Origin of the sequence: Guyparkeria halophila (assembly GCF_034479635.1) — a bacterium.
GTDB lineage: Bacteria > Pseudomonadota > Gammaproteobacteria > Halothiobacillales > Halothiobacillaceae > Guyparkeria > Guyparkeria halophila.
Window position 1 is genome coordinate 493,748 of record NZ_CP140153.1, and the last position, 26,702, is coordinate 520,449.

At 66.8% G+C, this 26,702-nt stretch carries 26 protein-coding genes; 12 read left to right on the plus strand and 14 right to left on the minus strand.

What is annotated here, in order from left to right:
- Positions 1-3 precede the first annotated feature (3 nt).
- From SR882_RS02275 to SR882_RS02290, 4 genes are all read left to right on the plus strand, one after another.
- Complete coding sequence (locus tag SR882_RS02275) at positions 4-1,404, plus strand: sigma-54-dependent transcriptional regulator (RefSeq protein ID WP_322521739.1); 1,401 nt, start codon at positions 4-6, stop codon at positions 1,402-1,404.
- On the plus strand, positions 1,401-2,777 hold the full coding sequence (trkA, locus tag SR882_RS02280) for a Trk system potassium transporter TrkA (RefSeq protein ID WP_322521740.1): 1,377 nt from the start codon (positions 1,401-1,403) through the stop codon (positions 2,775-2,777). Before SR882_RS02275 ends, trkA begins: the two co-directional genes overlap by 4 nt.
- Before the next feature lie 287 nt (positions 2,778-3,064).
- Positions 3,065-4,516 (plus strand): potassium transporter TrkG, encoded by a 1,452-nt coding sequence (locus tag SR882_RS02285; protein WP_322521741.1) that lies wholly within the window; start codon positions 3,065-3,067, stop codon positions 4,514-4,516.
- Complete coding sequence (locus tag SR882_RS02290) at positions 4,513-5,451, plus strand: LpxL/LpxP family acyltransferase (protein ID WP_322521742.1); 939 nt, start codon at positions 4,513-4,515, stop codon at positions 5,449-5,451. Before SR882_RS02285 ends, SR882_RS02290 begins: the two co-directional genes overlap by 4 nt.
- A gap of 17 nt (positions 5,452-5,468) precedes the next feature.
- Here SR882_RS02290 and SR882_RS02295 read toward each other — a convergent pair whose 3' ends face one another.
- From SR882_RS02295 to SR882_RS02305, 3 genes are all read right to left on the minus strand, one after another.
- The gene (locus tag SR882_RS02295; protein WP_322521743.1) at positions 5,469-6,407 is read right to left on the minus strand and encodes a lysophospholipid acyltransferase family protein; all 939 of its coding nucleotides are present in this window, start codon (positions 6,405-6,407) and stop codon (positions 5,469-5,471) included.
- A complete protein-coding gene (locus tag SR882_RS02300) occupies positions 6,404-7,165 on the minus strand; it encodes a tRNA 2-thiocytidine biosynthesis TtcA family protein (RefSeq protein WP_322522375.1) in 762 nt (253 codons plus the stop codon). The genes SR882_RS02295 and SR882_RS02300 overlap by 4 nt, the downstream gene beginning before the upstream one ends.
- A gap of 187 nt (positions 7,166-7,352) precedes the next feature.
- Positions 7,353-7,613: a hypothetical protein gene (locus tag SR882_RS02305; protein WP_322521744.1), complete on the minus strand. Its 261-nt coding sequence runs from the start codon at positions 7,611-7,613 to the stop codon at positions 7,353-7,355.
- A gap of 230 nt (positions 7,614-7,843) precedes the next feature.
- On the opposite strand from SR882_RS02305, the gene pip reads away from it, so the two are divergent.
- A complete protein-coding gene (pip, locus tag SR882_RS02310; RefSeq protein ID WP_322521745.1) occupies positions 7,844-8,794 on the plus strand; it encodes a prolyl aminopeptidase in 951 nt (316 codons plus the stop codon).
- Positions 8,791-9,243, plus strand: coding sequence for a D-aminoacyl-tRNA deacylase (gene dtd / locus SR882_RS02315; protein ID WP_322521746.1), 453 nt, complete (start codon positions 8,791-8,793; stop codon positions 9,241-9,243). The genes pip and dtd overlap by 4 nt, the downstream gene beginning before the upstream one ends.
- Before the next feature lie 102 nt (positions 9,244-9,345).
- On the opposite strand, the gene soxZ is transcribed toward dtd, so the two are convergent.
- The 4 genes from soxZ to SR882_RS02335 form a co-directional block, all read right to left on the minus strand.
- Complete coding sequence (gene soxZ / locus SR882_RS02320; RefSeq protein WP_322521747.1) at positions 9,346-9,651, minus strand: thiosulfate oxidation carrier complex protein SoxZ; 306 nt, start codon at positions 9,649-9,651, stop codon at positions 9,346-9,348.
- A gap of 57 nt (positions 9,652-9,708) precedes the next feature.
- A complete protein-coding gene (gene soxY, locus SR882_RS02325) occupies positions 9,709-10,179 on the minus strand; it encodes a thiosulfate oxidation carrier protein SoxY (RefSeq protein WP_322521748.1) in 471 nt (156 codons plus the stop codon).
- Positions 10,180-10,369: 190 nt separating this feature from the next.
- Entirely contained in the window at positions 10,370-11,725 is a 1,356-nt protein-coding gene (locus tag SR882_RS02330; RefSeq protein WP_322521749.1) for a sigma-54-dependent transcriptional regulator, read from the minus strand.
- On the minus strand, positions 11,722-13,734 hold the full coding sequence (locus SR882_RS02335; RefSeq protein ID WP_322521750.1) for a sensor histidine kinase: 2,013 nt from the start codon (positions 13,732-13,734) through the stop codon (positions 11,722-11,724). The genes SR882_RS02330 and SR882_RS02335 overlap by 4 nt, the downstream gene beginning before the upstream one ends.
- Here SR882_RS02335 and bioF point away from each other — a divergent pair.
- Both bioF and SR882_RS02345 read left to right on the plus strand, forming a co-directional pair.
- Positions 13,715-14,962, plus strand: coding sequence for an 8-amino-7-oxononanoate synthase (gene bioF, locus SR882_RS02340; protein ID WP_322521751.1), 1,248 nt, complete (start codon positions 13,715-13,717; stop codon positions 14,960-14,962). The two genes, SR882_RS02335 and bioF, sit on opposite strands and share 20 nt — an antisense overlap.
- 190 nt (positions 14,963-15,152) lie before the next feature.
- The gene (locus SR882_RS02345; protein ID WP_322521752.1) at positions 15,153-15,806 is read left to right on the plus strand and encodes an OmpA family protein; all 654 of its coding nucleotides are present in this window, start codon (positions 15,153-15,155) and stop codon (positions 15,804-15,806) included.
- 35 nt (positions 15,807-15,841) lie between these two features.
- Here SR882_RS02345 and SR882_RS02350 read toward each other — a convergent pair whose 3' ends face one another.
- On the minus strand, positions 15,842-16,354 hold the full coding sequence (locus tag SR882_RS02350; protein ID WP_322521753.1) for a DUF192 domain-containing protein: 513 nt from the start codon (positions 16,352-16,354) through the stop codon (positions 15,842-15,844).
- Positions 16,355-16,461: 107 nt separating this feature from the next.
- On the opposite strand from SR882_RS02350, the gene SR882_RS02355 reads away from it, so the two are divergent.
- The 4 genes from SR882_RS02355 to SR882_RS02370 all read left to right on the plus strand — a co-directional run bounded on the left by SR882_RS02355 (position 16,462) and on the right by SR882_RS02370 (position 20,652).
- Positions 16,462-17,736 (plus strand): malic enzyme-like NAD(P)-binding protein, encoded by a 1,275-nt coding sequence (locus SR882_RS02355; protein WP_322521754.1) that lies wholly within the window; start codon positions 16,462-16,464, stop codon positions 17,734-17,736.
- Entirely contained in the window at positions 17,733-18,650 is a 918-nt protein-coding gene (locus SR882_RS02360; RefSeq protein WP_322521755.1) for a 5'-3' exonuclease, read from the plus strand. Before SR882_RS02355 ends, SR882_RS02360 begins: the two co-directional genes overlap by 4 nt.
- A gap of 12 nt (positions 18,651-18,662) precedes the next feature.
- Complete coding sequence (locus SR882_RS02365; RefSeq protein WP_322521756.1) at positions 18,663-19,208, plus strand: pseudouridine synthase; 546 nt, start codon at positions 18,663-18,665, stop codon at positions 19,206-19,208.
- Positions 19,209-19,440: 232 nt separating this feature from the next.
- A complete protein-coding gene (locus SR882_RS02370; RefSeq protein ID WP_322521757.1) occupies positions 19,441-20,652 on the plus strand; it encodes a hypothetical protein in 1,212 nt (403 codons plus the stop codon).
- Positions 20,653-20,719: 67 nt separating this feature from the next.
- Here SR882_RS02370 and SR882_RS02375 read toward each other — a convergent pair whose 3' ends face one another.
- From SR882_RS02375 to SR882_RS02400, 6 genes are read right to left on the minus strand one after another with little or no spacing between them, the layout of a single operon-like run.
- Positions 20,720-21,283, minus strand: a complete 564-nt coding sequence (locus SR882_RS02375; protein WP_322521758.1) for a chalcone isomerase family protein — start codon at positions 21,281-21,283, stop codon at positions 20,720-20,722.
- The gene (locus SR882_RS02380; protein ID WP_322521759.1) at positions 21,280-21,834 is read right to left on the minus strand and encodes a DUF3833 domain-containing protein; all 555 of its coding nucleotides are present in this window, start codon (positions 21,832-21,834) and stop codon (positions 21,280-21,282) included. Before SR882_RS02380 ends, SR882_RS02375 begins: the two co-directional genes overlap by 4 nt.
- Positions 21,831-23,141 (minus strand): MFS transporter, encoded by a 1,311-nt coding sequence (locus SR882_RS02385; RefSeq protein WP_322521760.1) that lies wholly within the window; start codon positions 23,139-23,141, stop codon positions 21,831-21,833. The genes SR882_RS02380 and SR882_RS02385 overlap by 4 nt, the downstream gene beginning before the upstream one ends.
- Positions 23,138-24,388, minus strand: a complete 1,251-nt coding sequence (locus SR882_RS02390) for a cyclopropane-fatty-acyl-phospholipid synthase family protein (protein WP_322521761.1) — start codon at positions 24,386-24,388, stop codon at positions 23,138-23,140. Before SR882_RS02390 ends, SR882_RS02385 begins: the two co-directional genes overlap by 4 nt.
- Positions 24,361-25,161: a DUF1365 domain-containing protein gene (locus SR882_RS02395; RefSeq protein ID WP_322521762.1), complete on the minus strand. Its 801-nt coding sequence runs from the start codon at positions 25,159-25,161 to the stop codon at positions 24,361-24,363. Before SR882_RS02395 ends, SR882_RS02390 begins: the two co-directional genes overlap by 28 nt.
- Positions 25,158-26,489 carry an NAD(P)/FAD-dependent oxidoreductase gene (locus tag SR882_RS02400; RefSeq protein ID WP_322521763.1) on the minus strand — a complete coding sequence of 444 codons (1,332 nt, stop codon included), beginning with the start codon at positions 26,487-26,489 and terminating at the stop codon, positions 25,158-25,160. Before SR882_RS02400 ends, SR882_RS02395 begins: the two co-directional genes overlap by 4 nt.
- Between the last annotated feature and the right edge of the window lie 213 nt (positions 26,490-26,702).

Genomic DNA, 26,702 nt, shown 5'->3' on the forward strand with positions numbered 1-26,702 from the left:
CGAATGAGTATCGGACACATCCTGGTCGTCGATGACGAGAGCGAGATCCGCAATCTGCTGGTCGACGTGCTCGAGGACGAAGGGTTTACCGTCAGCAGCGCGGCCGATGCCGTCGAGGCACGCGGCTCGATCGCGGTCCGACGGCCCGACCTGATCCTGCTGGATATCTGGATGCCGGGCACGGACGGCATCGCGCTGCTGCGCGAATGGCACGAACGCGACCAACTGGTCTGGCCGGTGGTCATGATGTCGGGCCACGGCACGGTCGAGACGGCCGTCGAGGCCACCCGTCTGGGCGCCTTCGACTTCATCGAGAAACCCATCTCGCTTGACAAGTTGCTGCTGCTGATCGAGCACGCGCTCGACAACCGGCGCCTGGCGCAGGAAAACGCGGCACTCAAGCGCGGTGAGATCGACCCGCTCGACCTGATCGGCGACTCCGAGTACATGCAGGAGTTGCGCGACCAGGCGAAGAAGATCGCCGACCACGACGCCTGGGTGCTGATTTCCGGCGAGCCGGGCACCGGCAAGCAGGCGCTGGCTCGATTCATCCATCGGCATTCGGCCCGTCGTCACTTCCCCTTTGTCGACACCGGCGGCAGCGCGGTTTCCGGGCGCCAGAACGCTGCGGTCGAGCTGTTCGGTGCCGAGGACGACGGCCGCATCCGTTACGGGCTGCTCGAACAGGCCAACGGCGGCACGCTGTTCATCGCCGAGGCGGCGGACATGGACGAACAGACCCAGATGCAGCTGATCTCGGCGCTCGAGAGCCAGTCGTTCTTCCGCGTCGGGGGCAACGAGCCGGTGCGCGTGGACGTGCGCGTGATCGCCGCGACCCGCAAGGACCTCGAGGCCGAGGTGCGCGCCGGCAACTTCCGCGAAGATCTCTACTACCACCTTTCGGTGGTGCCGGTGCACATCGAGTCGCTGCGCGAGCACCCCGAGGACATTCCGGTGCTGCTGTCCCACTACCTGGAGACGGCCCACAAGGTGGAGGGATTGCCGCGACGCGAGCTGACCATCGGCGCGCGCAACCTGCTGCGCTACCACCATTGGTCAGGCAATGTCCGCGAGCTCAAGAACCTGGTCCAGCGCCTGCTGATCCTGGGCAGTGGCGAGGTGATCGACGAGCAGGAGGTCCAGCGGGCACTGGGGCTGGCGCCCATGGACGAGGCCGGGGCGGACAAGAGCTCGGCCCTGGTATCGCTCAACCTCGATCTGCCCCTGCGCGAGGCGCGTGACGAGTTCGAGCGGCGCTATCTGCTCGCCCAGCTGAAGAACGTCGAAGGCTCGATGACCGAGCTGTCGCGGCGAACGGGCATGGAGCGCACCAATCTCTATCGCAAGCTCAAGTCGCTGGGCATCCAGACCGGCGGCGAACGCTCCACGGGGACCAACGCATGAAGGTAATCGTGCTGGGGGCCGGCCAGGTCGGCAGTTCGGTCGCCACCGCGCTGGCGACCGAGACCGACAACTCGGTCACGGTCGTCGATACCGACGCCGAGGCGCTCAACTGGCTGCAGGAACGTCTGGACATTCGCACGGTGACCGGCCTGGGCTCGCAGCCCAGCGTGCTCCAGGAGGCGGGGGCGGCCGATGCCGACATCCTGATCGCGGTGACGCAGTCGGATGAGACCAACATGCTCGCCTGCCAGATCGCCTGGACACTGTTCCACACGCCGACCAAGATCGCGCGGATACGGGTGACCGACTACCAGGATCACCCGGCGCTGTTCGACAACGCGGCGATCCCGGTCGACTTCATCATCAGTCCCGAGCGGCTGATCAAGGACTACATTGCCCGGCTGATCCAGTATCCCGACGCCCTGCAGGTGCGCGAGTTCGGCGACGGTCGGCTGCTGCTGATCGGCATGGAGGTCGACCGCGGCGGTCCGATGGTGGGCGAGCCCATCCATCGCCTGCGCGAACTGTTGCCGGGCATCGAGGCGCGGGTAGCGGCGATCTACCGCCACGACACGTCGGTCCCGCCCGAGGGCGACACCCGCCTGCTGGCCGGCGACGAGGTGTTTTTCCTGGCCAGGAAGAGCGACATCCGCCGCGTGATGAGCGTGATGCGCCCGCTCGACAAGCCCTACAAGCGCATCATGATCGCCGGCGGCGGCAATATCGGCGGGGCGTTGGCGGGCAAGCTCGAGGGCGATTACCAGGTCAAGCTGATCAGCCACAATCTGCGCCGGGCGCGCGAGCTGTCGGCCGAGCTCGATCGCAGTATCGTGCTCTCGGGCAATGCCTCGGACACGGAACTGCTCGAGGAAGAGAACATCGAGGACATGGACGTCTTCCTCGCCCTGACCAACGACGACGAGGACAACATCCTCGCCGCCATGCTGGCCAAGCGCCTGGGCGCCCGGCGCGCGATGTGCATCGTCAACCGGACCGAGTACGTCGACCTGATCGAGATGGGCTCGATCGACATCGCCCTGTCGCCGCACCAGATCACCATCGGCGAGGTGCTGACCCACCTGCGCCGTGGCGACGTGGTCAGCGTGTATTCCCTGCGCCGCGGCGCGGCCGAGGCGATCGAGATCATCGCCCGCGGCGATGAAAGTACCTCGCGAGTGGTCGGTCGGCGCATCGATGCCTTGAATCTGCCGCGCGGCACCACCATCGGCGCGATCCTGCGCGATGACGAAGTCCAGATTGCCCACCACGACACGGTGATTCGTGCCGATGATCATGTGGTGCTGTTTCTGACCGACAAGCGCCGTATCGGCGAGATCGAGCAGTTGTTCTCGGTCGGCTTCGGCTTTTTCTAGGGAAGATCTTCACGAATGTCATACCGCTCTGCGTGCCTTGAAGCGGGTAGATGCAAGGCGACCGTCCGCCGTGGAAGGGTGACTCCCTTTCCAAGGACGGCAACGCCGCAGATGCGCGGTTCAAGGCGCGCCCTGCGGGGCTCGGCGAGCCGCCCGTCCCCCGCGTTGCAATGTGTTGGCGAGGTCGCCGACACGCCGGCGACACGCGCCTTGATCACGAACGGCTCGCCACGCCAGAGCGGCATGGCATTCGTGCAGATCGTCCCTGACGTCGGCAGCGAGAACCAATGCAATTCCTGATCGTCATCCGTATTCTCGGGATCCTCCTGATGGTCTTCGGCCTGACCTTCATCCCGCCGTGGTTGGTCGGCTGGGTGATGGGGGACGCCAACCTGACGCCCTTTACCCTGAGCTTCGTGATCAGCGTCACGCTCGGCGGCATCCTCTGGAGCCTGACCCGCAACTACCGCCGTGAGCTGAAGCTGCGCGACGGGCTGCTGATCGTGGTGTCGTTCTGGGTCGTGCTGGGCCTGATCGGCTCGACGCCGATCTACCTGCAGCCGGAACTGGGCCTGAGCTTCACCCAGGCGGTGTTCGAATCGGTCTCGGGCATCACCACCACCGGGGCGACGGTGATCACGGGGCTCGACGAGTTGCCGCGCTCGCTGTTGTTCTATCGCCAGCAACTCCAGTGGCTCGGCGGCCTGGGGATCATCGTGTTGGTGGTCGCCTTCCTGCCGCTGCTGGGCGTGGGCGGCATGCAGCTTTACAAGGGCGAGATGACCGGCCCGATCAAGGATTCGCGCCTCTCGGGGCGCATCTCGGAGACCGCCAAGGTCCTCTGGCTGGTCTACACCGGCATCACCGTGTTCTGTGCCCTGGTCTACAAGATCGGCGGGATGACCTGGTTCGATGCCGTCAGCCACGCCTTTTCGACGGTCGCCACCGGCGGGTTCTCCACCCACGACGCGAGTTTCGGCTATTTCCAGAGCCCGAGCATGCAGGTCGCGGCGATGATCTTCATGATTCTCGGGGCGATGCCCATGGCGCTGCACTTCATCGCGCTGCGCCACGGCTCGTTGCGCGCCTATTGGCGGAGCGCCGAGGTGCGCTTCTATTTCGGCTGGATGGCTGCGATCGCTGCGATGGTGGTGGTGTTCTTTCTCGTCAACCTGCCCGACGGCAGCTGGCTGGAGACGGTGCGCCTGAACCTGTTCAACCTGGTTTCGTTTGCCACGACGACGGGATACACCGCCACCGATCACACCGCCTACGGGCCGTTTTTGATGCTGTTGCTGGTGATGACCACCGTCATCGGGGGCTGCGCCGGCTCGACCACCGGCGGGATGAAGTCGGTGCGGGTGATGCTGCTGGCCCGCCAGGGTTTCCACGAGGTGCGTCGCCTGATCCATCCGCACGCGGTGTTCGTCATCCGCCTGAGTGGCCGACCGCTCGACCCGGGCGTGATCAGCGCCGTCTGGGCCTTCTTCGCCGCCTGGATGTTTACCTTCCTGTTCTTCTTCTTCGCCATGCTGTTCACGGGCATGGATATCGAATCGGCGCTGGGGGCAGTGCTCGCCACCCTGGCCAACCTCGGCCCCGGCATCGGTTCGGTGGCCAGCAACTTTGCCGGCGAATCCGACACGGTGTTGTGGCTGGGCATGATGGCGATGATCCTTGGCCGCCTGGAGATCTTCACCGTGCTGGCCATTCTGCTGCCGATGTTCTGGCGGCGATGACTCGCCGGAGTGCCGCTGTCGGTCCGCCGGCCTTTCGGCGCGGGCTGCTCGCCCCGCGTTACTGGCCGACCTGGCTGGGGATTGGCCTGCTGCGACTGCTGGCCGTCGGCGGGCATCCGCTGCGCCGTGCGGTGGCACGGCTGCTTGCCGGGCTCTACCGGCGCGTCAATCCGCGCCGGGTCGGCATCATCGCCACCAACCTCCGCCTGTGTTTCCCGCATAAGACGGCCGCGACCCGTGAGCAGTGGCTGCGCGAGTACCTGGAACGGCACATGCTCGCGTTGCTCGATCTCGGCCGCATTCGCCGCGCGCGCCGTGGTGAGCTGACCCGTCAGACCGAGATCGAGGGGCAGGCGGTTCTCGACCGGTTGCGCGTCGAGCCCGGCCTGATCCTGACCGTGCACAGTGTCGGCCTGGAGTGGGCCGCGGCCATGCTGGCCGAGACGGTCGAGGGCTCGACCATCTACAAGCCCTTTGCCGACAACCCGGTGATCGACTGGTGGTTCAGTGGGATGCGCACCCGGCATGGCACCGAGGCCCTGCCGCGCGAACGTGGCATGGGGCCGCATCTGCGCGCCCTGCGCTCGGGGCGGAGTTTCTTCTATATCGCCGACGAGGATCTGGGCGCCGAGCACAGTGTCTTCGCGCCCTTCTTCGGTGTGGAGAAGGCGACCCTGCCGCTGGCGGGCAAGCTGGCGCGGGCCAGTCGGCGGCCGGTCTATCCGGTGATCGGTCAGCTCGATCAGGTCACCGGGCGGTACCGGTTGCGCTTTCTCGAGCCGGTCGAGTTGCCGGCCGGTAACGACCGCGAGGCGGCCACCGCGATCAACCGCGTGATCGAGGCGCTGGTGGTCGATGATCCGGCCCAGTTGATGTGGTCGCTCAAGTACTTCAAGACCACGCCGCCGGGCGAGGATGATCGCTACCGGGATTGACCGGCGGACGCCTGCCGTCAGTCTTCCTGACGCTGCTCGCGCCGGATCCGGCCGCTGGCCTGGCGCCGAAAGCGCGGGTAGGTCCACTGGTACTGGGCGGGGTTCTCCCGCACGACCCGCTCGACCTCGCGGTTGAGGGCCGCGGCCGCCTCGGCCGGGTCCTCATGAGCGATGGGCTCGGCGACGGCTGCGTAGTGAATCGCAAACCCGCGGGCCTCGGGCAGCCGTTCGGCCCAGCCGGTGAAGGCGGCCGCGCCGGTGCGTCGAGCCAACGTACGGATCAGGGTCATGGTCAATGCCGGCTGACCGAAGAACGGCGCCATGACGCCCTCGCCGTGTCGTGGTGCCTGATCGGGCAGGATGGCGACCAGCTCGCCGCGCTTGAGCGCGCGCAAGGCCTTTCGCACCCCGCCGAGGTTGGCCGGGGCCATGTCGGCGCCGAAGCCCGAACGCAGTTCCACCAGCAGGGCTTCCATGGCCGGCTCGCGTGGCGGGCGGTACATGACGGTCGTGGGCGTGCGGATGCCGGTCATCAGCCCGCCCAGTTCCCAGTTCCCCATGTGAGGAGCGAGTAGGATCGCGCCTCGCCCTTTTTCCAGCGCCCGCTCGATCTGCTCGAATCCGGGCATGCCGGTCACGATGGGCTCGATTCGCTCGCGGGGCCAGCGCCAGGTGGTGCCGGTCTCGATCAGGCCCATGCCGGTCTCGATCAGGCTGCGTCGAGCTAGGCGGGCACGTTCGTCGGGGTCAAGTTCCGGCAGGCAGCGCGCGAGGTTGTCTTCGACGGTGCGTCGCGTCTTGCCGTTGGTCACCCAGAACAGCCGTCCGATCACTCGACCCAGCCGCTGCGCCCCGGCGAGTGACAGCCCGCCGAGCAGGCGGAGCAGCAGGCCCGCCAGTCCGACGCGCAGTCTCCCGCGCAATCGGTACCAGGCGCTGTCCCGGCGTCGGCTCATGATTGTTGTGCCGTGAGCGGGGCGGCGTGCGCCATGGCATGGGCCTGGGCCTGGTGTTGGGCTTGGGCGTGCGCGATCGCCCGGTCGGCGCCGTCGGCGACCAGCGGTGCGATCGCCGACCTGAGTGAGTGGAACAGCTGGCCATTGCCCTGCTCTTCGGTCGCGAGCAGCTGCTTGAAGTGTTCGCGCTGGGTCGGCATGGCAAAGCAGGCGGGGCAGTTGTCGTTGATCACCGGCAGCTCGAAGCGGCGGGCGAAGTCGACCAGGGCCGATTCGCGCACGTCGACCAGCGGGCGGATGATGCGCACGTCGCCGGCATCGTTGAGGTAATGCGCCTTCATGGTGTTGAGCTTGCCACCGTGGAACGCACTCATCATGAAGCTCTCGGCGAGATCGTCGAGGTGTTGGGCCAGTGCCAGCACGTTGAAGCCTTCCTCGCGGGCGAGACGATAGATCAGCCCACGCTTGAGCCGCGAGCAGAACGAGCAGTAGGAGTCCCCGCTCATGTGGTCGTCGGCCAGCGCGACGATGTCTTCCTGCACCCGGTAGTGGCGCACGCCGAGGGTTTCGAGGTAACCACTGAGCGGGCCGGGGTCGAAACCGGGCACCATCGGGTCGACGGTGACCGCGGCGATCTCGAAATCGATCGGGGCGCGTCGCTGGATATGCCGCAGGATGTGCAGCAGCGAGAGCGAGTCCTTGCCGCCGGACAGCCCCAGCAAGACTCGGTCGCCGTGATGCAGCATCTGATAGTGCATCACGGCGCGGGCGACCTGTTTCTGCAGCCCGCGGCCGGGTGTGGCCCAGCGCCCTTTGGGCGTATCGGCGATATCGACGGGATCGTTCTTCAGGGTGACGGGCATGGGACGGCTCGATGGAGTCGTTGATGATGGACGGCCATCTTACCAGTCGTGATCCGGCCGCGGCCTCGCCGTATCGCGCGGGCTATTCGTCGTAGAGGGGGCGGCCGCGGTAGTAGCCGCGGATGCGCGGGCCGGGTTGAGCGGGCTCTTGAGGTTCGGCGGCAGTCGCGGGCTGGTCGAGCGATGCGGCGAGGGCCTGGACCGCCGGATCCTCGCTCGCCCGGGCAAGGCGCAGCAGGCGCTGCTCGACGCCGTAGCGAGACATGTCGACGGTGATCCCCATGTCCTTTTCCAGGGCGCGCTTGAGTTCGATCAGGCGTTGCATTTGCTCGCGTTGTGACATGAGGGTCTCCGGTGAGGCATTGACGTCGAGTTAGCAATATCCACACCATGGCGCCGGCCCCCCGCCATGGCGGCCAGTCGTCGATCGGGCATCAACCGTTGCACCGGTACGGAGCGTGTCGGCCGCCGGCTGCGCGGTAACGAGGCGTTGTCGATCCATACCAAGTTTCCCTAGACTGAATCCGGCCATCCGGCCTGTTCGTCCATCGCAGCCAATCGAGGTCCGCCAGCATGCGTGCGCTCTATCCCCCGATCGAACCCCTGGTCAATCACAGCCTGCCGGTCGGCGATGGGCATGTCCTGCATGTCGAGGAGTGTGGTCGGCTGACCGGTCTGCCGGTGCTGTTCCTGCACGGTGGGCCCGGGGCGGGCTGCACCCCGATGCATCGACGGTTCTTCGATCCGGATCGTTACCGCATCGTCCTGCCGGACCAGCGTGGTGCGGGGCGTTCGACGCCGCATGCCGGGCTGGAAGCGAATACGACCGCCGACCTGATCGCGGATCTGGAATTGCTCCGTGAGACCTTGGGCATCGACCGCTGGCTGGTCTTCGGTGGCTCCTGGGGCTCGACCCTGGCCCTGGCCTATGCCCAGGCCCACCCTGAGCGGGTGACCGGCCTGATCCTGCGGGGCGTGTTTCTCTGTCGTCGGCAGGACATCCGCTGGTTCTACCAGGATGGCGCCTCGCACGTGTTCCCCGATTACTGGCGCGATTACCTCGAGCCGATTCCCGCCGCCGAGCGTGCTGACCTGGTCGCCGCCTATCACCGTCTGCTCAATGGCGACGACCAGATCGCCCAGTACCAGGCCGCGCGGGCCTGGTCGGTGTGGGAGGGGCGCTGTGCCACGTTGCGGCCTGAGCCCGAGGTGGTGGACTACTTCGCCGATGCCCATCACGCCCTGTCGATCGCCCGGATCGAAAACCACTATTTCACGAACGATTCGTTCCTCGAGACACCGCTACTCGATGGCATGGATCGCCTGGCCGACATCCCGGGGCACATCGTCCATGGACGTTACGACATGGTCTGTCCCATCGACCAGGCCTTTGCGCTGCACGAGCGTTGGCCGAATGCCACGTTCGAGGTGATCGATGATGCCGGTCATGCGGCGAGCGAGGCGGGGATCGTCGATGCGCTGGTGCGTGCCACCGACCGATTCGCCGACGAGGCGCGTTCATGATCGGCCTGATCCAGCGCGCGCGGCGGGGTGCCGTGCGGGTGGATGACGAGGTGGTTGGCGAAATCGGGATGGGGCTGGTCTGTCTGGTGGGGGTCGAGCAGGGGGATGGGCCGGCCGAGGCCGAGCGCCTGGCCGAGCGGGTGCTCAGTTACCGCGTATTTCCCGACGAGGCCGGCCGGATGAATCGATCCCTGCGGCAGGCCGAGGGTGGGGTGCTGGCCGTGCCGCAATTCACGCTGGCGGCGGACACGCGCCGCGGCAATCGGCCCAGTTTCACCCCGGCGGCCGATCCCGGCGTGGCGGAAGGGCTGTTTGATGTCTTCGTCGAATCGCTCAGCCGCCGTTACCCCGGGGCGGTGGCGACCGGGCGCTTCGGCGCCGACATGCAGGTGGAGCTGGTCAATGATGGGCCGGTGACCTTTTGGCTGGAAGTGCCGCCGCCCGCTTGATCTGCCCGCCGCGGTGGGCCGCGTCCCGCCCAGAGAAAACGTCAGGCACAAAAAAAGGCCCGCCGAGTGGCGGGCCTTGTCCTTCGGGTAGCTCAGTCTGCCTTAGGCAGCCTGGGTAGCCTCGTCGGACTCGCCGGTGTTGGAGGTCCAGGAGATCTTGACCTCGTCACCTTTCTTGCCCGGTACCTTGATGTTCAGGTAGGGGTTCTTGGAAACGGCTTCCGACAGGTTGCCGTCCATGACGTTCTCACCGTTGACGGAGACCATCAGCTTCTGGATGTAGTTCGCCGGGATCTTCTCGCCGGTGGACTTGTCTTCGCGGTTGCCGGATTCCATCGGGTGACGGATCAGGGCCTTCACGTCCAGAACGTCGCCGGCCGGAGAGATGCGCATGCGGATAGTAGACATAATCTATACCTCTTGGGTTATCTGTCTTTAATCAATGACTTCGGGTTCAGAGGCTGATTAGCCGCCGCAGCCACCGATGGTTACCTTGACTTCCTTGGACGCCTTGTACAGCTTGCCGCCCGCGTGAACTACGCCGGTGACGTCGTCGGTCTCGCCCATGCGGATACGGGTGGAGACGAACGGGTTGGCGCCGGACAGGTCGAAGGAAGCGACCAGCGGGGTCGGGTTCTTCGATACGAAGATGGCGACCTTGTCGGAGTCGGCGATGGAAGACTCGACGGTGACCGGGACAACCGCGCCGTTCTCGGCGATGTCCGGGGCCTTGACGGAGACGTCGCCGGACTCGGCAGCGTCAGAAGAACCGAACAGCTCGTTCAGGCCGTTGTCCATGCTCTCGGAATCGAAAGCGGCAGACGGCCAGTCGGCCGCCAGAACCGCACGCGGGGACAGCAGGCCGGCACCAACAGCCAGACCAGCAGCACTGGCAGCGAGGCTGCCCTTCAGAAATACGCGACGCTTGGTTTGCATATCTTAACTCCTCGTTAATGTGTGGGTGTCCACGCCTTCAGTGAAGCATGGCCCGTGCCAGATTTGTAACTCATTGTCGTAGCAGGGGAATGTGGGGTTTGGGGCGCCCGTTGCAAGTTGCAATCTGCAATATTGATGCGTCCGGCATTGCAATGAGTCCGGCCGCGTTCAGTGCAAGGGCGCGTGGCGATCACTTCTTGCCGTAGTTCTGCAGCTTGCGCCAGAGGGTCGACTTGTTGATGCCGAGGATGTTGGCGGTCTTCTCGCGGTTGCCCTCGGTGTGCTTGAGCGTCTTTTCGATGTAGCGACGCTCGAGCTCCTCGAGGGTCGGGAGATCGGCGTCGATGGCGCTCGTCTCGTTACCGGTTGCCACCGGCGCGGTGTCCTCACCCACCAGTTCCAGGTCGATCTCCTCGCTGTCGGACAGGGCCACGGCCCGCTCGATGGCATTCTTGAGTTCGCGCACGTTGCCGGGCCAGGGGTAGTCGAGGATCGCCCGCTCGGCACGTTCGGTCAGGCGTTGGGCCGGCCGGCGAAATCGGCCAGCGAACTCGTCGATGAAGTGCTGGGCGAGGGCCGGGATGTCCTCGCGTCGTTCGCGCAGTGGCGGCATCAGCAGGCGCACCACGTTCAAGCGGTGATAGAGGTCGTGTCGGAACGTGCCCTCGCGCACCATCTCGGCGAGGTTGCGATTGCTCGCGACGATGAAACGCACGTCGATGGGAATGGTCTGCACCCCGCCGACGCGGGTGATTTCCTGTTCCTGCACCACTCGCAGCAGTTTGACCTGCATCGCGTCCGAGATGTTGCCGATCTCGTCGAGAAAGACCGTGCCGCCACTGGCGACCTCCAGCAGGCCGGGCTTCGCGGTGTTGGCGCCGGTGAAGGCGCCCTTCTCATGGCCGAACAGCTCGTTCTCCAGCAGCGTGTCGGTCAGCGCGCCGCAGTCGATCACGATGTACGGCGTGCCGGCAAAGTCGGAGCGTTCGTGGGTGGCGCGTGCGGCCAGTTCCTTGCCCGAACCGGATTCGCCCTCGATCATCACGTTGATGCGCACGTCGCGGATCTTGTCGAGGATGTGATACACCGCCTCGATCGCCTTCGACTGGCCCAGCATCGCCCGTTCGCCCGGCTCGGCCGCGGCGGGTGGCTGGGTCGGCCCCTCGTCGAGCAGCCGGCGCACCAGGTCGATCAGCTCCTCGGGGTCGTAGGGCTTCTTGACGAAATCGCTGGCGCCGAGCCGCAGCGCCTGGATGGCGTTGTCGATGGTGGAATAGCCGGTGATCAGGATCACCGGCAGTTCCGGCCATTCGCCGCGCAGCCATTCCAGGAATTCCAGGCCGTTCATGCCCGGCATCTTGAGATCCGAGATGACCAGGTCGACCGCGTTGTCGGTCAGCCATGTCTGGGCGGCCTCGACCGACTGAAAGCCGTGCACCGTCAACCCTTCAGTGTGCGCGTAGCGCGTGAACAGGTCCGAGGCGCGTTCGTCGTCGTCGACGAAGGCGATGACCGGTGGGTTGTCGTTTGGCCTGGCAGTCGTCATGGCGTCGGTGTCGATTGTTTGGATGTTTCCGGTGGGCGGATGACGCGCGGTCGCGCCTTGTGGCGCGGCAGCACCACCCGGGCGAGCACGCCGGTGGCGTCGGGTTCGCCCAGGTCACGCCGATTTTCCAGTGTCAGTTCGCCGCCGTGGTACTGCACGATCCCCAGGCTGATCGACAGCCCCAGGCCCGTGCCGCGATCGACCGCTTTGGTGGTGAAGAACGGGTCGAAGATCTGCTCGATCACCTCGGTCGGCAGGCCGCCGCCCTCGTCGCGGATCTCGATCCGGACGGTTTCGTCGAGGCATTCGGCCTGGATCAGTATATGCCCGCCGGTGGGGCTGGCGTGGATGGCGTTGCGCACCAGGTTGGCAATCACCTGCTCCATCTGGCCCGGGTCGAATTCCGCCTCGCAGCGCGCGGTGGCGCTGAGCAGGGCCAGGTGCACGTCCGCCTCCATGGCCTCGGGCTCCATGCGATCGATCACCTCTTCCAGCCACTCGGCCAGCGCGATGGTCTCGTGCTCGGGGGGGAGCTGGCGGGCGAAGTTCATCACGCCGCGCACGATGCGACTGGCGCGATGCGCCTCGGCGCGCAGATCGCTCATGTCCTCGCGGATCCCGGGCTGGTCGGCCGGGAGCTGGCGCTCGACCAGCCGGGTGAGCGTGAGGATGTTGTTGAGCGGGTTGTTGATCTCGTGGCCGATGCCGGCGGCCATCTCACCGATCGAGGCGAGCTTGGCCTGTTGCAGGGCCTTCTTCTCGGCGCGGTCGCGTTGCCGGGCCTCGCTGGCGAGTTGCTCGGTCAGGTAGCGGAACGAGGCCTGCAGCTCGTGGACCTCGGTGGTGCGCGAGTCGACCGGGATGGGGTCGTCACGGTCACCGTCGGCGAATCGCTTGAGACTTTCGGAAAGCCGGATGATCGGCCGGGAGAAGAATCGTGCCCCAAGCCCCGCGAACAGCAGGCTCATCACGAGGGCCAGCAGGCCGAAGCCGAACAGGCTCAGCCGGATGTCGCGAAACGGGGCGGTGGTGATGTCGGCCGGCAGCTTGAATGCCACGAACCACGAGGCAAGGCTGTGCGGGTAAGGGTGGTACTCCTGGTAGTAGTAGCGGGTATCGCCGTCCTTGCTCAGGTAGGAGCCGTTTGATTGCGCCACGGCGGCATCCCAGAATGCCCCGTCGTCGATCTTCTGGACGTCGGTATAGTCGGCCGTGCCGCCGTTTTCGAACGGGCTGATGAAGCTGATGTTGCGCTGATCGTCAAACAGCAGCAGGCCGTCGCGCGCGGGGATGGCCGTGTTGTGTTCGATGATCATCACCTTGCCGTCCCGGGGGCGGGGCGAGAACGAGAGTATCTCGTCGAGTTGCTCGCCGAAGGTGTTGACCACCACGTAACCGGCGGTCCGGTCGTCGACGTTGCGCAGCGGGCGCACGGCATACAGGGTGCTCGGTTCACGGTCGGGCAGCGCATCGCCGAAGGCCAGCGGCAGGGTCATGAAACTGATCTGGTCGGTGGGCAGGTCCTCCAGCCGCCGGAGGAAGCGGTTGTTGTCGAATTCCTCCTCGACGTAGTTGACCTGTCCCAGGCTGTCGAACGAGGGCGAGGCGACCCGTCCCAGGGTGACCTTGATTACCGTGTTGCCGGCCGCATCGAGAATGCGGATACTCCCCAGCCCCGGCACCGTGCGTTGCAGGCCGGCCAGAAAGCGGTTGGCATTGATGCGCATCGAGGTGAGCTCGGGGTGACGAATGCCCATGGACGAGGCCATCAGGGCATTGAGCATCGTCTGGATTTCCTGCGATTGCCCGATGCCTTCGACCACTTCGCGCTCGTAGCGCATCCGGTTGCTCATCTCGCCGATTAGCGAATCGATGTTCTCGTCGATCTCCCGGCTGACTTCCTTCTGAAACCGCTGTTCGCTGTAGCTGGTCACGCCCCATACCAGGAGCACGAGCGGCACCAGGGTGGCGGTAAAGGTCCACAGGAAGATGTTGACCGGCAGACGCATGCGGGCGAGCCTCGGGGTGCGTCCGGCCGACGGCCGGCGCATGGATTACGGTGAAGGTGACGCTATCACAAAGCATGATTGGACACAGTGGCTCGACGAGCGCGCGGCGGCCGGGCTGACCCGGCGGCTGAGGGTGGCCGGCTCGCCGCAGGGGGCGCGCATGCGGATCGACGGGCGCGAGTATCTGGCGTTCTGTAGTAACGACTATCTCGGGCTGGCCAACGATCCGCGACTGGCGATGGCCATGCGCGAGGGCATCGACCGCTATGGGGTGGGCGCCGGCTCGGCGCACCTGATCAACGGCCACTTCGAATCCCATCAGCGGTTGGAGGATGAGCTGGCGAGCTGGCTCGACGTGGATGCCGCGCGGCTCTTTTCCACCGGCTACATGGCGAACCTGGGTGTGGTCGGGGCCTTGATGGGGCGCGGCGACACCGTGATCGCCGACCGGCTCAATCACGCCTCGCTGATCGATGCCGTGCAACTCTCCGGTGCGCGCCTGTCACGCTATCGCCACAACGACCTGGCCGATCTCGAGGCCCGTCTCGAGCGGGCGCGCGGCGAGCGCATGATCCTCACCGACGGCGTGTTTTCCATGGATGGCGACATCGTGCCGTTGGCCGAGCTGGTCGAGCTGGCGGAACGATTCGATGCCTGGTTGGTGGTCGACGAGGCGCACGCCTTCGGTGTCCTCGGCGACCAGGGGCGGGGCAGTTTCGAGGCGGCGGGGCTGGTTCCCGGCGAGCGGGTGCTGCGGGTCGGCACCCTGGGCAAGGCCTTTGGTACGGCCGGGGCCTTCGTGGCGGGGGCCGCCGAGCCGCTGGCGGTATTGCTGCAACGGGCACGTACCTATCTGTTCACCACGGCGCAGCCACCGGCCGTGGCCGAGGCCTCGCGCGCCGCGCTGGCGATCGTGCGCGACGAGGGCTTTCGTCGGGACCGCCTGGCCGACCTGGTCAGCGCTTTTCGGGCGGGCGTGGCCGGCATCGAGGGGCTCGAACCGATGCCGTCATCCACCCCGATCCAGCCCCTGACGGTGGGTGAGGCGGACCGGGCGCTGGTCATGGCCGAGCGGCTCGACGCGGCGGGGCTCCTGGTGCCGGCAATCCGCCCGCCAACCGTCCCGGTGGGTGGCTCGCGCCTGCGGGTCACCCTCAGTGCCGCACACGATCGGGACGATCTGGAAGAACTCCTGTCGGCCTTGCGTGAATGCACTAGTATTCCCTGACAGACCGGGGTGCTTGCGGTACGAGGGCGTTTCGCCGCGAGTTCGGTGGAACCAACCGGATTGCCGGGAGTCTCAGGCGGGCGTCTGAGGCCTGCCAAGTGGCCGTTCAAGGCCCCGTGGCACACATTCAGCCGGATGCGAGCGCTCGAATGGCCGCGCGTTTCCGGCCGTTATCCAAGGAGAGATGAACATGAAACCCATGACGTTGATCGCGATTGCCGCCAGTGCGCTGATCGTGGCTGGCTGTGCCCAGAACCCCTACACCGGTGAAAACCGCAAGACCGCGACGGGCGCCACCGTCGGCGCCGGTGCTGGCGCGCTGCTCGGCAATGTGATCGCCGGCTCGGGCAACAAGACCGGCGGTACGCTGATCGGTGCAGCCGTGGGCGCGACCGTCGGTGGCCTGGTCGGTCGCCAGATGGATCAGCAGGAACGCCAGCTGCGCCAGGACATGGCGGGCACCGGCGTGGACGTGCAGCGACAGGGCGACACCATCCGCCTGCAAGCACCCGAGTCGATCACCTTTGCCACCAACAGCGCCGACATCAAGCCGCAATTCCGTGGCGCGCTCGATCAGCTGGCCCGGTCGATCCAGCAGTACCCGAACACCGTGGTGCGCGTCGAGGGCCACACCGACTCGACCGGTTCGGCGAGCTACAACCAGGACCTGTCGCTCAACCGCGCCCAGAGCGTGACGAGCTACCTGGCACGCTCCGGCGTGGATGCCAGCCGTCTGCAGCCGGTCGGTTACGGCTTTAGTCGTCCGATTGCGACCAACGACACCGCTCAGGGTCGCGCGCAAAACCGTCGGGTCGAGATCCTGATCCTGCCCGCACAGCAATAAATCGCGATTTAGGTCGCAATGGCAAAGGCCCCGGCTCAGTCCGGGGCCTTTTTCTTGGTGGCGCCGACGGCAACGGGTGGGTCAAGCCGGCTGCCCGGTTCCAGTGACAAGCGGCTTGCCGTGCCGGCGGGCAGTTCCAGGACGTAATGCGCCGCTTGATGGCTCGGATAGCCGGGACAGGGATCGCTGCGGCAGGGCGGGACGGCCTCGTGCAGGTGAACCAGGCGCCAGTCGGCATCGAGATAGAGGATGTCGATCGCAAACGAGACGTTCTTCATCCAGAACGAGCGCGGCGCCTCGTCGGGGTAGACGAACAACATGCCCTGATTGCTCCCCAGTGAGGGGCGGTGCATCAGTCCTCGCTGGCGGCTCGACGGGGTGGTCGCCAGTTCGACCTGGAAACGCTCATCGCCCAGCCACATCACCTGCCGGGCACCGTCGTCGGATGACGGGCTGCCCCACGCCAGCCAGGCGATCAGCAGCATCGTGCCCAGCAGGATGGTGGCGGTGAGCGGGCGCAAGGCCAGGGGCTGAGGTGAAGAGATCATGCGAGCAGCATAGCGCCGAAGCGACCGGGGTGCCGGAGTTGATCGCCCTGACGAGCCCGGCGCGCACTGATAAGATAAGCGCCCCTCATCGACACCGCTCAAGCCCCATGACTCAACGTTCCGATGCCGAACAACGGCGCGCCGAGGCGCTCGACTACCACGCCCACCCGCAGCCGGGGAAGATCGCCACGGCGATCACCAAGCCCACCGAGACGGCGCGTGATCTGGCCCTGGCCTACTCGCCGGGCGTGGCCGAGCCGGTGCGCGCGATTGCTGCCGATCCCGATGCCGCCTGGCAGTACACCGCCCGCGGCAACCTGGTGGCGGTGATCTCCGACGGCTCGGCGATCCTGGGGCTGGGCGATCTCGGCCCACTGGCATCCAAGCCGGTGATGGAAGGCAAGGGCGTGCTGTTCAAGCGCTTTGCCGACATCGACGTGGTCGATCTCGAGGTCGAGGCGGAAAATCCGCAGGCCTTCATCGACACGGTGCGGCGTCTCGAGCCCTCTTTCGGTGGCATCAATCTCGAAGACATCTGCGCGCCGCGCTGCTTCGAGATCGAGGCGGCGCTGAGCGACGTAATGGACATCCCGGTCTTCCACGACGACCAGCACGGCACGGCGATCATCATTGCCGCCGGGCTGACCAACGCCCTGCGCCTGCAGGGCAAACGCCTCGACGAGGCGAAGCTGGTGCTGGTCGGGGCGGGCGCGGCCGGCACGGCCACCCTCAATCTGCTGCTGGACATGGGCCTCAAGCGCGAGAACCTGTTGGTGGTGGATCGCGTCGGCGTGCTGCACGAGGGGCTCGACGACCTGCCCGAGCATCACCGTCGCTTCGCCGCGGCCACCGAGGCGCGCACGCTCGCCGAGGCACTGGTGGGCGCCGATGCCTTCGTCGGCCTGTCGGCGCCCAATCTGCTGAGCGAGGAGATGCTTGCCAGCATGGCGGACAAGCCGGTGGTATTCGCCCTGGCCAATCCCGACCCGGAGATCCTGCCCGAGCTCGCCCACCAGGTGCGCGATGACCTGATCATGGCGACGGGGCGCAGCGATTACCCCAACCAGGTCAACAACGTGCTGGCCTTCCCGTTCATCTTCCGCGGCGCGCTCGATTGTCGCGCCCGGCGGATCACGGCCAACATGAAGATCGCCTGCGTCGAGGCGCTGGCGGCACTCGCCCGCGAGGCGGTGCCCGAGTCGGTACTCAAGGCCTACGATCTCGACGCGATGGCGTTCGGTCCCGAGTACATCCTGCCCAAGCCGTTCGACCCGCGCCTGATCGAGCGCCTGCCGGCGGCCGTGGCCAAGGCCGCCGAGGCCGACGGCGTGGCCCGCACGCCCTACCGTCCGCATGCGATGCCGGAGGCAGGCTCACAATGAGTCAGGCGCGTGCCTGGTTGATCGACGCCCACGCCCAGATCTGGCGGGCGTGGCACGTCTACGACAAGGAACGCACCGATCGTGCCGGTCGGCCGGTCAACGCGCTGCTGGGTTTCGCCGACTACCTGCTGGCCCTGCTGGAGTCGACCTGGCTGCCCAACCAGCCGGCGCCGATCATCGCCGCCATCTTCGACGCCCCCTGTGGGCGCGGGCATCGCCAGGCGATCTACCCCGACTACAAGGGGCATCGCCCCCCGCATCCCGCCGATCTCACCGAGCAGTTCCCCCGCTGCCGGGAGCTGGCGGCAGCGGCCGGTTTCGGGGCGCTGGATCACGCCGGCTTCGAGGCCGACGACGTCATCGGCACGTTGGTGGGTCGGTTGCGCAACCGCGAGCGGGCCGTGACCATCGTGACCGGCGACAAGGATCTTGCCCAGCTGCTGGGCCCGGACGACCGCTGGTATAACCCGATGCGCGGTTCGGTGATGGCCTACGGCGACGTCGAGCGGCGCTTCGGCGTGCGCCCGGCGCAGATCGCCGATTGGCTGGCGCTGACCGGCGACGTGGCCGACAACATCCCCGGCGTGCCGGGCATCGGCCCGCGCACCGCCGCCCGGCTGCTGCGCAAGCATGGCTGTATCGACGGCATCTACGAGAACCTCGCGGCGGTCTACGGCATGAAGTTCCGCGGCGCCCCGCGCGCCCAGCGGCTGCTCCAGGAGCACGAGGCGCAGGTGCGACTGTCGCGCCGGCTGACCGAGATCGTCTGCGACCTGCCGTTGGCCGAGACCCCCACGCCATGGCAAGGCATCGACCGCCCCGCGCTGGTCGGGCTACTCGAGCAGGCGGGGGCCGACCCCGCCCAGATCGAGCGCTGGGAAGCCTGGGACGCCCCGCTCGTGCGTTCCGCCTGAGGCGTTAATGACATGACCCTGCTTGCCTTCAACAAGCCATTCGATTGCCTCTCCCAGTTCACCGCCGAGGCCAACAGCCCGGCGGCGAGCCTGGCCGACTGGATCGACTTCCCCGGCGTCTATCCGGCTGGACGTCTCGATCGCGACAGCGAGGGCCTGTTGCTCCTCACCGACGACGGTCGCCTGCAGAATCGGTTGGCCGATCCTCGCCACAAGCTCGCCAAGGTCTATCTCGCCCAGGTCGAGGGCGAGATCGACGCGGCCGCGCTGGCCGCCCTGCGTGCTGGCGTGACCCTCAAGGACGGCCCCACCCGCCCGGCGGGCGCCGAGCCGGTCGTCGAACCCGACTGGCTTTGGCCGCGCGATCCGCCGGTGCGCTATCGCAAGAGCGTGCCCACCAGCTGGGTGCAGATCACCCTGCGCGAGGGCCGCAATCGCCAGGTGCGACGCATGACCGCCCACGTCGGCTTTCCCACCCTGCGCCTGATCCGCGTCGCGATCGGCCCTTATCGGCTCGATGGTCTCGCCCCGGGCGAATGGCGTGAACTGACGGCCTGAAGGGCCCTTGCCCGGCGGGCCTGTCGCGATCACGCCATTCCCGGATTTCCGCCCCGGTTCGTCGGGTAAAATCCGTTTTTCCGCAATGGGTTAGCCCGCAAATGCGTCCCGTTATCACCCCCTGCTTTGCGCCAGGGGCGATTATCCGGTAGATTGCGCGATCCGCTCGGCGCGGCGGAGTGCCCGAAGTCGCTGCTTTGATGTTTCAGAACAGTGACTTGCGGGGTGACAGGTGAGCAAGAATACGGGGCGTGCCATGAACATCATGAAGCAGTTTGTGCTGGGTCGTCGGCTGGTGGGCGGCTGGGCGTTGGATCAGGGCGTCACGCTCGACGATGCGGCGGCCATTCGTCTGGCCGAGAGCTTGGCCGAACGTGACTGGCAGACCCCCCGGGCCGCTGACGACCTTGACCTGTCGCTGCTCTCCTTTCTGGTCCTGGAGACGGCCCACCGCTACTACGTCCAGGCCGACAAGGCGCTCAAGACCTGTCAGTCCGAGGAAGGGCGCACGCTCTACCCGGCCGCGATGCTCCCCGAGCGGCTGGCCGACCTCGCCGCCACGCTGCGTTTCTACGATCAGGCGCCGGTCATGGCCGAATCCCTGCCGGTCAATGGGCTGGCGAGCCTGCAGAGCCTGACCAACACCCTGTTCGCGGTGATCGCCGCGCAGTTCCCGGAGCACATGGCCGAGGTGCACCCGCAGACGATGCGCGCCGAGGTGGCTGAGGTGGTTCGTGCGGACTTCGCGCGCCAGGCCGCGCACGTGCCGGTCTACTCGCCCACGCACCTGGAATTCATGGGGGCGGTCGACAAGACCCGCTGCATCTTCGCCCCGTCGGGCAAGTACTGGGGGGCACGCGACTACGACCCGGCGCGTGGCTTCGATGCCAACGTGCGCCAGTTCGGCGAGGACCTGTTCCGGTTCATGACGGTCGCGCACAAGGAAAAGTTCAAGGGCCTGGCCTTCCGCCTGCCGGCCTCGTACAGCAGCTCGATCGAGCGGCTGGCCGAGGCCACCGCGACATTGCTCGACGGGCTCAACCGCATCGACCCGGCCGGGTCGGACTGCCTGCGTCACGTGGATGACAGGGCCGGCTGGAAGTTCGTGTGGGCCGGCGAGAGCATGTTCCTGACCGCCTTCGGCGTCTGCTACCCGGCCGATCACCCGCGCAACCCCTACGGCTTCGATTACACCTACTTCTTCTTCCAGCCGGATTTCGTGCTGCGCAATCACCCCGGGTTGATCGACGGCAAGGAAGAGATCTCGCGCCAGCGCATCCTCGCCTCGTTCCGCAAGGACGGCATGGACTACGACAATGCCGGCAAGGAGGCCGAGCACGCCCGCTATCTCCGCCCGATGGCATCCGATGGCCCGGCCGTGGCCTGGTGGGAATACCTGCCTGCCCGGCGGACGCTCGAGGAGCCACTGCCGGCGGCCGTCTGAGCCTTCCTTCGAGCGACCGTCCGACCTCCCGGACGGCCGTTCTTTCCTTCCCCTTGCCGCTGTGCCGTCAGTCCACCCGCGAAAGCAGGGCGGCGCGCAGCTTGTCCGATAGCGGCGGCTCGGCCAGCCAGATGCCGAAATAGGCCCGCGCCAGTTCGCGGTCGTCCGACTCGAAGCGGGTCTCTCCATTGAGGCTCAGGCTCAGTCGCGGCCCCTCGGGCTCCCAGTCGAGTCGATAGCGATCGCCGTCGGTGACGTCGATCATGGCGTTCTGGATCGCGTCGATCTTGGGACGGATGATCTCGCGCTGTTCGGCCTCGTACTGATCGTCCAGGGCCGCCCAGGTGGCCTTGCGGATGTCCTCCACGCCGACGTCCCGGTGGTATTCGAGGATCAGGGTCATGGGCACCTCGGCGTTGACGATGGCGGCCTTGTCAGCCTCGGCCGGGGCGTAGAGCGCCGCGTCGTACACGTCCCAGAGCATGTAGCTGGCGGTGCCCGATCCCAGCAGGACCAGCGGGGTCTCGCCCAGCGCACCCGGTGGAGTGACGTCCTCGGCGGCAGCCGGGACGAGCGCCGCGCCGATCATCATTGCCAGGCCGGTGCCCAGCAGGGCCTCGCGGCGGATCACGGCGCACTCCCGTCCGGGTCGGACTTGGTGAAGAACAGCGTCACCTCGCCGACCCGGATGCCGAATTTCTTCACGGTCGCCCGGTTGATCACCACGTTCTCGCTCTGCCGGATCATCCAGTCGTCGAAGGCGACGTCGATGGTCGAGTCGCCATAGGGCAGGCGCAGCACGTAGCGCCAGTTCAAGGCCTGGCCCATCTCCCTGCCTTCGGCGGTGCCGACGATATCGCCGGCCCGCCCGACGTAGGTCTGCTCGCCGGTAGGCGTGATGCGCCAGGTGCGCTGGTCGGTCTCGCCGTCGTCGTAGACGAAGTCCTCGTCGAGGACGAATTCCTCGCCCTCCCAGTAACCGTCGATCTCGACGCGGAACTGACGTTTGATTTCCCCGCCCCGGCTCTCGAATATCCCGTAGGCCCAGGTCTGGCCCTCGAAGTAGTCGGTCAGGTCGAAGGCGGGCGTAGTGCCCCGGAACTGCTCGAGTTTCATGCTGCTGCATCCCGTGAGTAACAGGGTGAGGGCGACGGTTGCCGCCACGGTGACGCGTCGAATCATGGCGTGGTTCCTCGCAGGGTGGTTGGTCTCAATTGGGGTTCGGTGTCGGTCAGCTGGCGGAAGACCAGCCAGGCGGCCGCAAGCTTGAACGCCACGGGCAGCGCGCCGTAGGTGACGGCCAGGGCGGTGGTCTCGCTGTCGCCGGCCTCGAAGCCGGCCAGTGCCAGCACGCCGTAGCCCACTCCGACCGCCACGGCCAGGGCGAGCTTGGTGGCCAGTCCCAGCAGGCCGAAGAACAGCCCGGCGCGGTCACCGCCGCCGTCGTCACTGTCGATGCCGGCGATGTCGGCCTGGATCGAGGCCGGCAGGGCCATGTCGGCGCCCAGGCTCAGGCCCGAAACCGCGCAGATCAGGGCGAACCAGGCGACGTCCCCGCTCCCCAGCCACGGCGCGAACGAGAAGCTGATCGCGGCAAGCAGGATCGAGGCGCCCCAGGCGCGCCGCTTGCCGATGCGCCGCGCCACCGCCGTCCAGGCGGGCAGCGCCGCAATGCCGGCACCGAAATACAGCAGCAGGAGCCAGCCCAGCCAGTCCTGCGCACCCAGCCGATCGGCGACGAACATCAAAAACAGCGCCGCCGGGATGCCGTTGGCCAGGTTGTTGAGGAAATAGCCGCCCAGCAGGCCACGCAGGCGGTGGTTGTGCTTGAGCAGCGGCCAGCCGTGACGCCAGTCGACCTGCGGGCGATGGACGGCCGGCTCTGGGGTGGCCGCCGCCATGAGGAGAAAGCCGGCTGGCAGCCCGATCGCCATCAGCCAGAACACGGCCGTGAGTACGTCCGCCGGGGCCTCGCTGCCCAGTAGGATCGGCAGGGCGGCGGCGAGCACGGTGCCCACCAGGGCCAACCCCTCGCGTCCGGCCGCCAGCCGGGTGCGCCCGTGCGGCGACGGGTCGGCCTCCGCGCCCAGGCTGGTGTAGGGCAGCTGGATCATGGTCCAGCCGAGGAAGGCGGCCAGGCCCCAGAGGTAGAGGTGCCAGAGGCCGACGTCGTCGTCCGGGCGCAGCAGGAACCACAGCGAGGCGATCAGCAGCGGCATGCCGGCGCCCATCAGCCACTTGCGTCGATGGCGGCCGGGGATCCGGTCGGAGAGATAACCGACCACCGGGTCGGTAATCACGTCCCACAGCCGGGTGAGCATCAACGCGGTGCCGACGGCGGCCAGTCCCAGCCCCAGTTCGTTGGCGTAGAACGGCGGCAGGTAGACGTACAGCGGAATACCCATCAGCGCCAGCGGCAGGCTGGGGGCACCGTAGGCGAGTACCTGCCATAGATTCAGTCGCGGCGTTGTGCTCGCCGTCGGGTTCACGGACGTTCCAGGATGACCTGGGCGACGTTGATCCGGCCGGCGAGAAAGCCCGCCTCGCAATAGGCGAGGTAGTAGCGCCAGGTCTGACGGAAACGGTGATCGAACCCCATGATGTCCAGTTCGTCCTCGACGGCGTCGAAGCGCTCGCGCCACCGGGCGAGCGTGCGGGCATAGTCGTGACCGAACAGGGCGGTCTCGCGCACCGACAGCCCGGCGGCGGCCGCCCCGGCCTCGAAGCGCTCGATCGAGGGCAGCATGCCGCCGGGGAAGATGTAGAGCTGGATGAAATCGGGTTCGCGGCGGTAATCCTCGAACGCGTCTTCGTCGATGGTGATCACCTGGATCGCCGCGCGGCCGCCGGGCTTGAGCCGGTCATGAACCGTCTGGAAGAACGTCGGCCAGTAGCGCTCGCCGACCGCCTCGAACATCTCGATCGAGACGATGTGATCGAACCGTCCGTGCTGGTCGCGGTAGTCGGTCAGTTGCAGGCGGGCGCGGTCATCGAGGCCGGCCGAGGCGAGCCGGTCGCGGCCGTAGGCGAGCTGCTCGGTGGACAGGGTCAGCCCGTCGACCTCGAGGCCGCGGCGGGCGGCGGTCTCGGCCAGCCCTCCCCAACCGCAGCCGATCTCCAGCAGCCGGTTTCCCGGGCGGGTCTCGAGCCGATCGAGCAATCGGTCGTACTTGCGTTGCTGGGCGGTGGCCAGCGACTCGTCGGGCTCGGCGAACACCGCCGCGGAATAGGTCATCGACTCGTCGAGCCACAGCCGGTAGAAGTCGTTGCCCAGGTCGTAGTGCGCCGCGATATTGCGCCGGCTGCCGCGGCGGTGATTGGCACGCAGCGCATGCTGGATGCGATGACCGAGTCGAGCCCAGAAGCCGGGGCGCAGCTCGTGGCCGATCGCCTCGACGTTGCGCGCGCCGATCTCGAGCAGGCCGGTCAGGTCATCGGTGGTGAAGTCTCCCTCGATGAAACCCTCGGCGATGCCGATGTCACCCAGGCGGGCGATGCGGGAGAGCAGTCGCGTGGGATGGAGCAGGTGCACGCTGGCCGACAGCTCGGTTTGCTCGGTACCGGTGCACTCGGCCACGCCGCCATCCTCGGTGGTCACCCGGAGGCGGCCGATGCGGATGTTGGCGAGGAAATGACCGACCCAGCGGGCGCTCAATGGCAGCGCGTGTTCGGCCGGCCGCTCGCCGGCGGTCGAACCCGAGACCGGGCTCAGGTTCCGTGTCTGGACGATGGGCATGAACTGACCTCCGATGCCGGTGGTGGTGGGCTCTTGTGGAAACGCCCACCCTTGAGCCAGATTTTCAGGGCCTGCCAATGGATCAGGCCGATGACCTTGACGGTGAGAAACGGGATGCGCAGTGCCTCGAGCATCAGTCGTCCATCCGTGAGCTCGCGACGTTGCGCGTTGTGGGTAGCGACCAGCGTCAGGGTTTCCTCGCCATCCGGGCCGAGTTCGGTCTCGCGGATCGACACGCCCAGCCGCTCGCCGGGGCGCGAGAGGCGGAAGTGGTAACGCATGTTCATGGGAAGGAACGGCGAGACGTGAAACACCTTGTCGGCCTGGGCGCGAAAGGGTTTTGCCAGCGGACGGCCATGGTCGTGCAGGAAATAGTGGTGATGTCCGCCGAAGGTGTTGCTGACCTCGCAGTCGATCGCGACCAGCACGCCGGTCCGGTCGTGGCAGTACCAGACGGTCAGCGGGTTGAACTGGTAGCCGAGCACCCGCGGATAGGCCGAGACCAGGATCGTGCCGCCCTCGATGTCGATGCCCTGGGTGCGGGCGATGGCCGTGATCCAGTCGCGCAGCGGCATGTCGCGGCGCGGGCCGTGATCGCGATCGTGGATCGAGAACAGGTTGAAACGGTTGTGCGACAGCAGGCGCTGATTCGGGAACCCGGCCTCGAGGTCATCGAGATCGACCAGCAGTGAAAACACGCGATAGCGAAAGCGGTAGCAGGCCCGCGTGAACCGCTGGTGCATCACCCAGCCCTGGTAGAGCGCCGAGTTCACGCCGCCTCCGAGCCGTCAACCGGGGACGCGCTTTCCCACGGAATGGTCGCGCCGAGCTGCCGGGCGATGGCCACGGCCGAGGCCAGTCCGTCCTCGTGGAAGCCGTAGCCCGTCCAGGCGCCGGCGTAGAAGGTGCGACGGTGCCCTTGCAGGGCCGGCAATTCGGCCTGGGCGGCCACCGCCCGGGCATCGAAGACCGGGTGGTAATAGGTGATCTCGCGCTCGACGAGAGACTCGCGGGGCGGCTCGAAGGGGTTGAGGGTCACGAGCCAGTCGTGGGCCGCGTCCAGTCGCTGCAGGTGGTTCATCCAGTAGGTCACGGCCACGGCTCGCTCGCCGTCGGCGTCACGTCGGCCCAGGTAGTTCCAGCTCGACCAGACCTGGCGTCGGCGGGGCATCAGGTTCGTGTCGCGATGCAGGAAGGCGCGATTCTCCTGGAAGCGGAACGAGCCCAGCACGCCGGCCTCGGTCGCATCCGGCCGGTCGAGCGAGGCGAGTGTCTCATCGGCGTGTCCCGCCATCACCACCGCATCGAAGCGGCGATCGTATTCGGGCAGCGTGACGCCGTTTTCATCCCGATCGACCCGGTTGACGGGGTGTGCCGGCAACGCCACGAAACGGCGTTCGGCCAGCATCCGGTCGACGTAGCGTCGCGAGCCGCCCTGTACCGTTTCCCATTGCGGGCGATCCTGCACGTTCATCAGGCCGTGGTTGTCGAAAAACTGCAGGAAACTTCGTGCTGGGAAGGCGCGCATCTGTCGGGTCGGGCAGGACCAGATCGCCGCGGCCATGGGCAGCAGGTAATCCTCGGCCAGTCGCGGCGAAAAGCGGTGCTGCTCGAGGAATTGGCCCAGGGTAAGTGTGCCGAGCGAATCGCCGGCGAGCGCCGCCTTGCCCAGGCGATTGAAGCGCAGGATCTCGGCGACCATGCGCAGGAAACTGGGTCGCAGCAGGTTGCGGCGCTGGGCGAACAGGGTATTGAGGTTGTCGCCGCTGTACTCCAGTCGACCGTTGTCCATGCTCATGCCGAACGACATGTCGGTGGGCTGGGTGGCGATGTCGAGTGACTCGAGCAGACCGAACAGATGCGGGTAGTTGGGCCGGTTGCAGACGATGAAGCCGCTGTCGACCGCCACGCCCCCGCCGCGGCCATCCTCGACCAGGTGGGTATGGGTGTGGCCGCCGATGTAGTCGTTTCTCTCGAACAGCGTGACGCGATGCTGCTGGCCCAGCAGCCAGGCCGCGCCCAGCCCGGCAATGCCCGAACCGATCACGGCGATCTCGAGCGGTCGGTCGGTTGGCGATGTAAAGAGAAGGGTCTGGCTCACTTTCTGCTCCGAGGCGTCGGCGGGATCCGAATTGTTCTATAGTCAGTGTATAAACGTTGTACAGGTTTTGCACAGAAATTTGCGTCGCCATGTTTTCCGTTTCCATCTTCCCGATCTTCCGCGTGGGTTGTCGCCCGCCGGACGACACGGCCAGGTCCGGTCGGCGTGGCCGAATGCGGGCTCTGCGCGGTCGTCGTCGCCATCGGGGCGGTT